General features: G+C 66.5%; 9 protein-coding genes and 1 tRNA gene. 7 read left to right on the top strand and 3 right to left on the bottom strand.

Going from position 1 to position 12,157, the window contains the following annotated elements:
• Positions 1-19: 19 nt before the first annotated feature.
• Positions 20-343 carry a WhiB family transcriptional regulator gene (locus tag ACFXKN_RS21895; protein WP_056821932.1) on the bottom strand — a complete coding sequence of 108 codons (324 nt, stop codon included), beginning with the start codon at positions 341-343 and terminating at the stop codon, positions 20-22.
• Positions 344-716: 373 nt separating this feature from the next.
• On the opposite strand from ACFXKN_RS21895, the gene ACFXKN_RS21890 reads away from it, so the two are divergent.
• Positions 717-3,095 carry a penicillin-binding protein gene (locus tag ACFXKN_RS21890; protein WP_379433694.1) on the top strand — a complete coding sequence of 793 codons (2,379 nt, stop codon included), beginning with the start codon at positions 717-719 and terminating at the stop codon, positions 3,093-3,095.
• 48 nt (positions 3,096-3,143) lie between these two features.
• Here ACFXKN_RS21890 and ACFXKN_RS21885 read toward each other — a convergent pair whose 3' ends face one another.
• A complete protein-coding gene (locus ACFXKN_RS21885) occupies positions 3,144-3,608 on the bottom strand; it encodes a GatB/YqeY domain-containing protein (protein ID WP_379433693.1) in 465 nt (154 codons plus the stop codon).
• A 122-nt stretch (positions 3,609-3,730) separates the two neighbouring features.
• Here ACFXKN_RS21885 and ACFXKN_RS21880 point away from each other — a divergent pair, with 122 nt between their 5' ends.
• The 4 genes from ACFXKN_RS21880 (at position 3,731) to ACFXKN_RS21865 (ending at position 7,559) form a co-directional block, all read left to right on the top strand.
• Positions 3,731-4,693: a metallophosphoesterase gene (locus tag ACFXKN_RS21880; protein ID WP_378961652.1), complete on the top strand. Its 963-nt coding sequence runs from the start codon at positions 3,731-3,733 to the stop codon at positions 4,691-4,693.
• Positions 4,694-4,742: 49 nt separating this feature from the next.
• The gene (locus tag ACFXKN_RS21875; RefSeq protein WP_379433692.1) at positions 4,743-6,329 is read left to right on the top strand and encodes a hypothetical protein; all 1,587 of its coding nucleotides are present in this window, start codon (positions 4,743-4,745) and stop codon (positions 6,327-6,329) included.
• A 67-nt stretch (positions 6,330-6,396) separates the two neighbouring features.
• Positions 6,397-6,470: transfer RNA gene (locus ACFXKN_RS21870), tRNA-Pro, on the top strand.
• A gap of 384 nt (positions 6,471-6,854) precedes the next feature.
• Entirely contained in the window at positions 6,855-7,559 is a 705-nt protein-coding gene (locus ACFXKN_RS21865) for a GntR family transcriptional regulator (protein WP_378961638.1), read from the top strand.
• 266 nt (positions 7,560-7,825) lie between these two features.
• On the opposite strand, the gene ACFXKN_RS21860 is transcribed toward ACFXKN_RS21865, so the two are convergent.
• Positions 7,826-8,494 carry an arsenate reductase ArsC gene (locus tag ACFXKN_RS21860; protein ID WP_378961633.1) on the bottom strand — a complete coding sequence of 223 codons (669 nt, stop codon included), beginning with the start codon at positions 8,492-8,494 and terminating at the stop codon, positions 7,826-7,828.
• A gap of 732 nt (positions 8,495-9,226) precedes the next feature.
• Here ACFXKN_RS21860 and ACFXKN_RS21855 point away from each other — a divergent pair.
• Positions 9,227-10,465 carry an APC family permease gene (locus ACFXKN_RS21855; protein ID WP_378961621.1) on the top strand — a complete coding sequence of 413 codons (1,239 nt, stop codon included), beginning with the start codon at positions 9,227-9,229 and terminating at the stop codon, positions 10,463-10,465.
• A gap of 75 nt (positions 10,466-10,540) precedes the next feature.
• Positions 10,541-11,884 carry a serine hydrolase domain-containing protein gene (locus ACFXKN_RS21850; protein WP_378961610.1) on the top strand — a complete coding sequence of 448 codons (1,344 nt, stop codon included), beginning with the start codon at positions 10,541-10,543 and terminating at the stop codon, positions 11,882-11,884.
• The last annotated feature ends 273 nt before the right edge of the window (positions 11,885-12,157 follow it).

Below are 12,157 nucleotides of genomic sequence, written 5' to 3'. Positions count from 1 at the left end.
AACGGTCCGGTCTCGTCTGCTAGATAGCCACCTGGTGCTGGCGCTGGGCGTTGAAGAATTCCGCCCACGACGTCACGTCGGGATGCTGTTTGAGCAGCGCACGCCGCTGCCGCTCGGTCATCCCGCCCCACACACCGAACTCGACCCGGTTGTCGAGCGCATCGGCACCACACTGCATCAGCACCGGGCAGTGGCGGCAGATCGTTGCCGCCTTGCGCTGTGCCGCACCGCGAACGAACAGCTGATCAGGGTCCACTTCCTTGCATCGCGCCTGGGCAACCCAAGCGATCCTTGCCTCGGCCTGCTCTACATCCAGTCGAGCGATGGGGGTTGTGATGTGCATTTGATGTGCCCCTTTGCAGTCCGAACACCGTTGTGCGGCGCTCCAGAATCGCGAGCGCGGATCACAGCAACCCAACTACCGCTGCGTCCCGCACCACATTCCACTTTGAGTGTTAGCTCTATCACACTGGGTTCTCAATCTAGGTAAAGGTATGGCGGTTACGCAAGACCGCCCCCCGATTTTTTGGTACGGGCGTCCATTCAAATCGGGCCAGAACGGCGCAGTAGTGCTGTTCACCGGCGTGGCCGGTCGCGACACGCCGATGTGATCATTTTGTTGACACGCCCGAGCAACCCCCCTGGCACCGCCCGGACATTCCCCGTCGAGCAGCACAGCAGTGAACCTCGCCACGCCACCCTTTAGGCTGGGGCTCGTGCCGATCACTCAAACGCTCGCGAGGCTGGCCGGCAGCTGCGCGCTGGCCGCCGTGCTTGTCGCTGGGCTGTTGTTCCCCTTGGCCGGTGGATTCGGATTCATCTCCAACCGCGCCGCCGATGCCGTCGACAACGTCTCAGCCGAACTCGTGGAGGGCACCGTCCCCGCCGTGTCGACCATGGTCGACGCGAACGGGTCGCCCCTGGCGTGGCTCTACGAGCAACGCCGCTTCGAGGTGCCGAGCGATCGCATCTCCAACAACATGAAGCTGGCGATCGTGTCCATCGAGGACAAGCGCTTCGCCGACCACAAGGGCGTGGACTGGCAGGGCACCCTGCGCGCGTTCCTCACCAACACCTCCTCCGGTGAAGTGCAGCAGGGCGCGTCGACCCTGGACCAGCAGTACGTGAAGAACTTCAACCTGCTCGTGGTCGCCAAGACCGACGCCGAGCGCCGCGCCGCGATCGAGACCACACCGGCGCGCAAGCTGCGCGAGATCCGGATGGCGCTCACCCTGGACCGCGAGCTGTCCAAGGACGAGATCCTCACCCGCTATCTGAACCTGGTGCCCTTCGGCAACGGCTCCTACGGCATCCAGGACGCCGCCCAGACCTACTTCGGTATCGACGCGTCCCAGCTCAACATCACCCAGTCGGCGATGCTGGCGGGCATGGTGCAGTCCAGTTCCAAGCTGAACCCCTACACCAACGTCACCGGCGTCACCGATCGCCGCAACACCGTGCTCGACACGCTGATCCAGAACATCCCGCACCGCGCCGCGGAGTTCAGCAAGGCCAAGGCCGAACCGCTCGGTGTGCTGCCCGAGCCCAAGGGTCTGCCGCGCGGGTGCATCGCCGCCAAAGACAAAGGCTTCTTCTGCGACTACGCGCTGCAATACCTGGCCGAGGCCGGGATCAGTAGCGAACAGATCGACAAGGGCGGCTACCTGATCAAGACCACCCTCGATCCGGTACTGCAGGAATCGGTGAAGCGTTCGGTGAACGAGCAGGCCGACCCCAACCTCGACAACATCGCCGAGGTCATGTCGGTGGTCGCGCCCGGTCAGGATTCACACCCCGTTCTCGCGATGGCGTCGAGCCGCACGTACGGCCTCAACCGCGACGCCAACGAGACGCTGCTCGGCCAGCCGTACTCGATGGTCGGTGACGGCGCGGGCTCGATCTTCAAGCTCTTCACCACCGCCGCCGCGATGGAGAAGGGCCTCGGCATCGCCGCCCAGATCGATGTGCCGGGCACCTACGCTGCCAAGGGCATGGGCTACTCGAACTCGCCGGGCTGCCCAGCCGACTCGTGGTGCGTCAAGAACGCCGGTAACTACCCGGGATCGATGTCGGTGACCGACGCGCTCGCGACCTCGCCCAACACCGCCTTCGTGAAGATGATCCAGGACGTGGGTGTCGAGGCCGCGGTGGACATGGCTGTGCGCCTCGGCATGCGGGCCTACGCCGAACCGGGCACCTCCGGCCACGGCAAGACGAGCCTGGCCGACCACATCAAGAACAACAACATGGGTTCGTTCACCCTCGGCCCGTTCGCGATCAACCCGCTCGAACTGTCGAATGTCGCCGCCACGCTCAGCTCCGGCGGCAAGTGGTGCCCGCCCTCGCCGATCAAGGAAGTTCTCGACCGCAACGGTAAGACCGTTCCGCTCACCCAGCAGGCCTGTGAGCAGGTAGTCGACCCCGGTCTGGCCAACACCCTCGCCAACGCCATGAGCAAAGACGACATCAGCGGTACCGCCGCGGGCGCGGCGCGCAGCGTGGGTTGGTCGGCGCCGATGTCGGGCAAGACGGGTACCACCGAAAGCCACCGTTCCTCGGCGTTCGTCGGCTTCACCAACTCGCTGGCCTCGTCGGTCTACGTCTACGGTGACAGCCCCACCCCCGGCGAGATCTGCTCGTTCCCCCTGCGCAACTGTGGCGCCAGCAATGCCTCCGGCCTGTTCGGTGGTAATGAACCGGCCCGCACCTGGTTCAACGCCATCAAGCCGTTGATGGACCGATATCCGCCTGCCGCGCTGCCGCCGCTGGACGACAAGTACGTCCGTGGCGCGAACAACTCCCAGGTCCCCGATGTCGCGGGCAAGTCGCAGGGCGAGGCCACCTCGATCCTGTCCGGTGCCGGCTTCCAGGTCTCGGCGGTGACGGGGGCCGGTTCACAGGCCAAGGGCACGGTGATGGGCAGTTCACCGAACGGCTCGGCCATTCCGGGCTCGGTGGTCACGATCTACATCAGTGACGGGACCGTCCGGGTGCCCGCGCCGACGACTCCCCCGCCCGCCGCGCCCGCACCGGTGATTCCGGGGCTGCCGCAGATTCCGCGCCTGCCACCGATCCCCATCCCGGTGCCGCGCTAGTCACACGGATAAGGCCGCCGTCCGATTCGGACGGCGGCCTTATTCGTTTCAGAGCCGGGCTTTGACCGCGGCGGAGATTCGCGAACCGTCGGCCTTGCCGCCGGCCAGCGCGGTGGCGGCCTTCATGACCTGGCCCATCTGCTTCATTCCAGGGCGCGCACCGAGCTCCTCGGCGACCTGGGCGATCGCGGTATCGGCAACCTGCGCCACCTCGGCGTCGTCGAGCTGAGTCGGCAGGTACTCCTCGATGATCTGCTCCTCGGCGCGCTCGTTCGCGGCCAGTTCACCGCGACCGTTCTGCTCGTAGATCACCGCCGCCTCGTTGCGCTTCTTCGCTTCCTTCTGCAACAGCGACACGACGTCGTTATCGGAGAGTTCGTGCGCCTCCGTACCGGAGACCTCGGAAGTCTGGATAGCGGCGAGCAGCATCCGCAGGGTCGCGAGACGCAGTTTGTCCTTGGCTTTCATCGCGGTGGTCATATCCGCGCGCAGCTTGGCTTTCAGTTCCGACATGCGGTTTACCGTAGTCGTTCGCTCTTCGGACTCCCATCACATTTCCGTCGCGGAGAAAATTCCAGACCGTTTGTGCGGAAACACACGCGCCGATCCGGGAGGGGGTCGCCTATGCTGGGCAAATGCCCGTTATCTCGACGTCCGCTGTCCGCCGAACCGCGTTGGGAGCCGCTGGGGCCGCCGTCGCAGGCATCGGCTACGCCACGCTGATCGAACGGAACGCGTTCGTCCTGCGCGAAGCCACGATGCCGGTGCTGGCGCCCGGTTCGCCGACGTTGCGCATTCTGCACGTCAGCGACCTGCACATGATGCCGGGCCAACAGCTCAAACAGCAGTGGCTGCGCGAACTCGACCGGCTCGAACCCGACCTGGTCGTGAATACCGGCGACAATCTTTCCCATCCCAAGGCCGTGCCCGCCGTGGTGCAATCCCTCGGTGCGCTGCTGGCTCGACCGGGCTTGTTCGTGTTCGGTTCGAATGACTATTTCGCGCCGGTGCCGAAGAATCCGCTGAAGTATTTCAAGAAAGATCACCGTCGCGTCTACGGTGATCCGCTGCCGTGGAAGGACCTGCGCGCGGCATTCACCGAACGCGGCTGGCTCGACCTGACCCACACCCGGCGCGACCTCGAGGTGGCGGGTATCCGCATCGCCAGTGCCGGCGTCGACGACCCGCACCTGCAGCGCGACCGCTACGAGACCGTCGCGGGCGCACCGAACCAGCTGGCGCAGCTCAGCATCGGTGTCACGCACTCGCCCGAGCCGCGCGTGCTCGATCGTTTCGCCGAAGACGGCTACGACCTGGTGCTGGCCGGTCACACGCACGGTGGGCAGCTGGTCGTTCCCGGTTACGGCGCGCTGGTCACCAACTGCGGCATCGACAAGTCGCGCGTGAAGGGCGCCTCCCAGTGGGGCGAGCACACCCAGCTGCACGTCTCGGCGGGCATCGGCACCTCCCCGTGGGCGCCCTACCGCTTCTGCTGCCGCCCCGAGGCCACGCTGCTGACATTGGTCGGCGCCCAGCCCAAGCGGCCCTCCGCCGACACCGGCTTCGGCATTTCGACCTCGGAGGCCGTAGCCCGCTAGGGTCTGGCTCCGAACGACATTTTCATTGAGGTGTCATCAGGAGACGACCGTGAGCAGTGGACCCGACGACAGGCGCGACGACCCGACCGTATTCGGCGGGCCCGGCGCACCGAACCAGCCCGACCAGCAGTGGCAGCGGCCCGGTTCGCCGGATCCAGTTGCGGGACAACCGAATCAGGGCACACCTGACCCCACCGCGGTCTGGACACCGGGCAGCACCGGCCTCCCGCCGACGCTGCGCTGGGACGGCTCCGGCCCACCGCCCGGCCTGCCCGAGCCCACCTCCTGGGCTCCCGCGGGCCCGCAGGATTGGCAGGATCCCGGCAATCCCGCTGCGGGACAACAAGGTCCACCGCCAGGGCAGGGCGACCCGACCCAGCTCCATCAGCCACCCCTGCCCTGGCCGGGAGCGAATCCGCCTGCAGGCCAGCCGGGTTCGAATCAGCCATGGCAGCCCGGCATGAACCCCCCGGCGGGACAACATCCTCCGGGCCAGCAGTGGCAGCCCGCGGCTCCGCAACCGGGCATGAATCCGCCTACCGGACAACAGCTTCCGGCCCAGCATGGGCAGCCCGCGGATCCGCAACCGGGCATGAATCCACCTGCCGGACAACAGCCTCCCGGCCAGTGGGGCGCGCCGGTTCCTCCCGGCCAGCAGTGGGGCGCTCCTGCCGCAGGTAGCCAGCAACCTTGGGGGGCCGCTCCGCAACAGCCCGGCCAGCAGCAATGGGGCACACCGGCGGGGCATACCGACCCGACCAGGGTCGGCGCACCGAGTTGGCAGCAGCCGGTGCCGCAGCAATACGGCGAAATCCCGCCACTGGACCACCGCAGCGTCCAGTCCTACGGCCAGCCCTTCCCGCCCAGCCAGAAATCCGGAAACAAGGCGGCGATCTGGGCCGCGGCCGGGGTCGCGGCGCTGCTCCTGGTCGGCGGCACGATCACCGCGGTCGCACTGACTCGCGGCGACAACGCACCGACCAACACCGCGGGCGCCACTCCGTCGATGGTCAGCGCCCTGTCGACCACCCCTAAGCCGACCTCGTCGAGCAAAACCGAACCCAGCACTACGCCCCCCTCGGGTGCCGCATCGAATCGCAAACCCCTCATCGAGGGCTACCAGGTAGTCGCCTCCCCCGACCGTGGCGCCGCCTACGACGTCCCGGCAGGCTGGAAGGTCGCCTCCGAAACCACCATCGGCGGCGTCGGCGAACCGCCCGGCGACTCCGTGATCGGCAAGGGCTACGCCTCCGACGGCCGCGACTACTGCCCCAACTCCACCCGCACCATGTCGCTGCTCACCGGCTCCAAAAACGCCGACAACGCCGCCGCGGGCGCCGAACTCGGCATCAAAGCCGCCCCCCTCGCCTACCAGGGCTCCCAGGGCACCCCCGGGCCCGCCCAGCCCCTGAAGTCGATCGACGGCAAAACCGAGGGCATGTTCACCGAGACCACCGGCACCGTCCCCGCCCCCAAATCCGGCTGCGCCGCCACCTACTCCGTTTACACCTACGCCTTCAAAGGCGCCAAGGACGGCAGCTTCGTCATGGTCATGGTCGCCGACACCGGCGTCCCCGGAGCCATCGACACCGCAACGGCCAAACGCATCTTCAGCACCATCAGATCCCTCGACTAGCCCCCACCTGACCAGCCAATTTAACGTTTCACGACCCCACGTTGTAAGCTACTTCAGGTTCGCCTCACGGGGTGTGGCGCAGCTTGGTAGCGCGCTTCGTTCGGGACGAAGAGGTCGCAGGTTCAAATCCTGTCACCCCGACGTGTTGGTTGAGACACAGAAGAGCCCCTGATCAGTTCACTGGTCAGGGGCTCTTCGCTTGTCTGAGGGGGTTTGCGGTCGAGGGGGTTCGGCCAGCAGATGGTGATGGCCGTGAGGGAGATCAGGCCGAGGATGAGGGCCAGGATGGTGGGGCTCATGTGGGTCGCCCTTCCGGGGTGAGCGGAGTGGGAGCGCGACGGTGGGCTCGTGGTTCGAGTGTGGGCGTCTGCGTGGTGGGTGGGGTTGCCTGCGTGTTCGGGGTTGGTTGAGAAGTTCTCGCGGCGCGCGGCCCTGCGTGGTGAGGGTGCCGGTGTGAGCAGGGGATAACGTGGCGCTTACTTTCTGCCATTCGATAGAAATTAGCGGTCGATAGCGTATACACCCATGTCGACAAGGGTGGATGCACCGGGAGATGGCTCGGGAAGGCCGTTGCGCGACGTCGTGTATTCGACGTTGCGGGGGGAGTTGATGAACGGGGATATCCGGTTCGGGGAGCGACTCACCGAGCCGAAACTGTCGACCAGGTTCGGGATCTCCCGCACGCCGGTTCGGGAGGCGCTCACGATGCTCTGCTCCGACGGGCTGTTGCAGCGTGAGGAGTTCGGGTTCAGCCCGGTGCGGCCGAGTGTGGCGCGGATTCGCGATCTCTACGAGCTACGGCTGACCCTGGAACTGGGTGGGATGACGCGCGTGCGGGCGGATCCGCGGATCACCCACGACACCGCGCTGCTGCGCGCCGAGCGGCAGAAATGGCTGACCCTGCAGGCCGACCCGCCCGTCCAGGAGCCGGGTTTCGTCGTCGTCGACGAGGAATTCCATGTCGCGCTGCTGACCGCGGCGGGCAATGCCGAGATGGTGCGCGCCCTGGTGGCGGTGAACTCCCGGATCCGGCATGTGCGCATGTACGACTTCATGATCAACAACCGCATCGAGACCACGATCAGCGAGCACCTCGGCATTCTCGACGCGGTCCTCGCCGATGACCTCACGCTGGCTCAGCGGCTCTTGCACACCCACATCGGCGATTCGCTGGATGTGGTGCTCGAGCGCATTTCCCGTGCCGTTGCCGCCATGTCCCTCAGCGAATAGAGCCGTTAGTGATCACCATTGCCGGCTGTCCTGAATTCGCTTATGCGGCAATGGAAACTGCCGCTGGACCTGGCCGTCACCGCTAGAAAGGTGCTGGCGGGCAAGGATTCTCGCGACCCGCGAGTGGCCAGCCGACGTCCGACTCGGAGTATCCGCCGTGCCCAAGATCGCAATCCCCCGACCCGAAGACCTCGAGCCACAGAGCCCGGCAGCCTTCACCGAAACTGTTGCTGCCCTGCATGATCAGGAGCTAGGCACCACCGACATCACGCGGTACGGGAGTTGGGTGGCGTATCAACGGGATCGGTGACGTCGATGCCGAGCTCGGCGAGCAGGCCGGTCACGCGATGACCGATGTCGTCGCGGATGGGCCGCACCTGCTCGACCTCCAGCCCGGCCGGATCCTCGATGATCCACTCCTCGTAGCGCACCCCCGGCACCAGCGGACACGTATCGCCGCAACCCATCGTGACGATCACGTCGGCGGCGCGGATGATCTCATCGGTCCACGGCTTCGGATACTCGCGCGAGATATCGACGCCGACCTCCGCCATCACCGCCACCGCGGACGGATTGAGCTGCCCACTCGGCACCGACCCACCCGACCAGGCCACCGCCCGGCCCAGCGCCAGCTCCTCGAAGAAGCCGAGCGCCATCTGCGAGCGGCCCGCGTTGTGCGTACACAGGAACAGCACCGTCGGGCGCGGCTGGGCCACCTTGCCCTCGATCTTGGCCAGCGCCTGCAAGCGCTGCCGCCCGAATCGCTCGGCCAGCAGCGGTAAGTACAGGGTCACCGTCGCCCTGGCGGCGAAGTTCTCGTAGGAGGAATGCAGGAAACGATGGATCGTCTCCAGCTCGAACATTGTCGCGAATTCTTCGCGCAGCCGCACCTCAGCACGGTCGAGCGCGTCGGAGTGCTCCGCAATATCGACCACCCCACAACCCTTACCCGAATCCGGGCCATACGCAAACGGCCGGGCCGATCACCCCTCGATCAGACCGGCCCGGTCCGCGTACCCGACGACACGTCATGGAACATCCTCGGCCCAGCCCGTCGGTGTGGTTACCGTCGGCAGTGCGTCTTCAGCGTCTGGAAGAGCCACCTTCTGGTCTGCACCGCCGGGTCCGGCCGATCACCCCTCGAGACCGATCGGACCCGGTTGTTCCGGTGTCTGAAGCAACAATGCGGTGTCGGTCTCTAGAGCTTCTTAAGAACAACTTGTCGGCGAACGCACGTCTTCGGCGATGATGGAAGTACCGACGCAAGGAGAACGACGATGGAAACCGCGATCGTCTGGTTGCTGGCAAGCATCCTGTACTGGTTCAGCAACTTCTGACCCACTGACACCGACCACGAAAGAGCCCCGAACCAGGCCCTTTGCCCTGCTATGACACGAGGCAGGTACACCTTTCGCGGTACCTGCCTCGTGCGTTGCGCGGATCACATCGAGCCGTCGGAATAGTTCACCGCCGACCGCGGTTGAACACGGGAGTCGACGTCCGAACAGCCCCGGGCCTCACCCCTTTTGTCGCTACGAGCGACCACCCGCCGAGAGGCGCTTGTGGGGCGTCGGCCCCAGCGAACGCCGCCAGGTCACCCTCATCGACCTGGCGGCGTTTGTCTTATCCGGGTCGCGGGCTATCCGCGCATGCTCGAGGATGGGCCTATGACTTCGGATGGGCAGTTGCGGCGGGGGCTGGGGCTGGGGGATTCGGTCGTGGTGGGGTTGGGGGCGATGGTGGGGGCCGGGGTTTTCGCGGCGTTGGGGCCCGCTGCGGGGGTGGGTGGGTCTTGGTTGCTGGTGGCTTTGGGGGTGGCCGCGGTGCTCGCCTATTGCAACGCGATGTCTTCGGCGCGGTTGGCCGCGCTGTACCCGGTGTCCGGCGGGACATATGTCTATGGACGGGAGCGGTTGGGGGCGTTTTGGGGGTATTTGGCGGGGTGGGGGTTCGTGGTGGGGAAGACGGCGTCGTGTGCGGCGATGGCGTTGACGGTGGGCAGTTACGCGTGGCCGGAGCAGGCGCATGCGGTGGCGGTAGGTGCCGTGGTGCTGGTGACGGGGATCAACTATGTGGGGGTGCAGAAGTCGGCGTTGGCTTCGCGGGTGATCGTGGCGGCGGTGCTGGCGGCGCTGGCGGTTGTCGTTGTGGTGGGTGTGGGTGGGACTCATTCGGGGGCAACGGTTCTCGACAAAGAGATCGGGCCGTATGGGGTGTTGCAGGCGGCGGGGTTGTTGTTCTTCGCGTTCGCGGGGTACGCGCGGATCGCCACGCTAGGCGAGGAGGTGCGTGCGCCGGAGCGGACTATTCCGCGGGCGATCATGCTCGCGCTGGCGGTGGCCTTGGCGGTGTACGCGCTGGTGGCGGTGGCCGCGTTGCTGACGTTGGGCTCGGGAGGGCTGGCGGCGGCGCGCGATCCGCTCGCGCAGGTCGTCGCGGCGGCGGGGGCCGACTGGTTGGCGCCCGTGGTGCGGATCGGTGCGGTGCTGGCGGCGGCGGGTTCGCTGATGGCGTTGATCCTGGGGGTTTCGCGGACCTCGCTCGCGATGGCGCGTGATGGCCATCTGCCCAAAGGTTTGGCCGAGATCCATCCGAAATACGCTGTCCCGCACCGGGCCGAGCTCGCGGTGGGTGTGGTGGTCGCGGTGCTCGCGGCGACGGTCGATCTGCGGGCGGCGATCGGTTTCTCGTCGTTCGCGGTGCTCGCGTATTACCTCATCGCCAATCTGTCGGCGGCTACACTGACCGCCGCCGAGGGCAGGCCGCAGCGCTGGGTTCCGGTGCTCGGCGCGGTGGGGTGTGTGGTGGTCGGGTTCGCGTTGCCGATCGGGTCGGTGCTGGCCGGGCTCGGGGTGCTCGCGGTCGGTGCTGGGGTGTACGGGATTCGCGGTATTGCGCGGAGATGAACATGTCCGCGATCAGTGGATTCGGCGGCCACGCTATACGGGTTACGGTGCGTGTCGGGGGCTACTCTCGCCCGCATGCGGCACATCACGGGCGTTTTCGCAGGAACGATCGCTGCGGTGCTGGCCTCGGCGAGCTTGTTCGCCGTACCGGCCCACGCTGCGCCGAGTACGACCTGCGAGGTGACCTCCGGTCGCGACTTAGAACGAGCCGAACCCGAACAGGTCGGGCTCGATTCGGCGAAACTCGAAGCGGCACTGCAGTTCGCCGCCACCCGCAACCGGCTCAACGTCCAGATCTTCCGGCACAACTGCCTCGTCGGTGAAGGACTGCGCAACGACGAGACCGGCAATACGCCGTGGAACATCTGGAGCGTCACCAAATCGGTGGTGTCGATCCTGGCCGGAATCGCTTCCGATGAAGGAAAACTCGATATCGACGCGCCCATCGACCGCTACCTACCGCCCGGTCTCGGCGACGCGGCACACCGCTCGATCACCGTCGAGAACCTGCTCACGGAAACCTCGGGGATGAAAGTTGGTGTGCTGTCGGAGGGCATCACCGCGGTGATCCCGATCGACCCGCACTCGGCGGTGCAGGCACTGTCGGTGGAGTTGACCAACCCGCCCGGCACCACGTTCAGCTACAGCCAGCGCAATGTCGACCTGCTGTCGTATGTGATCGAGCTGGCCGTCGGCGAACCGCTACAGCAGTTCGCGCAGCGGGAATTGTTCGACCCGCTCGGCATCCCGCGCACCGACTACTACTGGGCGAGTGACCGATCCGGCCACACCTACGGCTACGCCCACCTCATGCTGCCGCCCAACGACCTGGCCAAGATCGGGCTGCTCGTCTCCAATGACGGCCGCTGGGGCGCCGACCGGGTGATCTCGGCGGATTATCTGCGCGAAGCCCGCACACCGTCGAAGGCGAACAGCTGCTACGGCTACCTGTTCTGGCTGGGCGCCAACTGCGGCGAATCCCCCGAATTCCTGCCCGCCGACTCGTACTTCATGTCCGGGCTCGGCCTGCAGAACATCTTCTTCCTGCCGAGCCTCGACATGACGGTGATGTGGACCGGCCCCTTCGGCAACCAGACCGCCCACGGCCCGAGCGGCGTCCTCGCGCACGCGGAAGAACTGCCCCACGAATTCTTCCGCCGCCTGTTCGCCGCCATCACCGACACCCGAGTGCCGATCGCCGAACCCTACGTAGAACCCCCACTCCAATTCGACGCGGGCAAGCTCATCGACGCCAACATCCTGCTGGCCGTCTTCGGCATCGGCCCCGGCGCCTACCCCGGCTGCACCGTCTTCGACTGCCTCAACCAACCCCTGGCTCCCCCCTTCGCCAGCATCCCACCCGGCTGCGCCATCCTCGCCTGCATCGGCAACGACCCACGCACCCCCGGCATCCGCTGAGCTGGTTTCTCCCACAATCGAGATAACCCCGCCGCCCACCACACCCCAAGACCGCCATCACCGCAGCACCAGTCGCACCCGCTGCACCCCAAGACCGCCATCACCGCACCCCTCCCACACCATCAGCCACCCCGTGCACCCCAAATCCGCCATGACCGCACTACCAACCCCCACCCGCGACCCCTGGGGAGCGGCGGCCACGAAGTGGCCGGTCCGCGGCCGGGTCGCCGATCAGGGCTCGAAAGCGCTACGCCCAACGCGGTAGTATCGAGC

It is taken from the genome of Nocardia sp. NPDC059195, from assembly GCF_042754695.1.
Taxonomy (GTDB): domain Bacteria; phylum Actinomycetota; class Actinomycetes; order Mycobacteriales; family Mycobacteriaceae; genus Nocardia.
The sequence above is the reverse complement of the archived record's forward strand: the minus strand, read 5'-3'. Positions and strand labels throughout refer to the sequence as shown.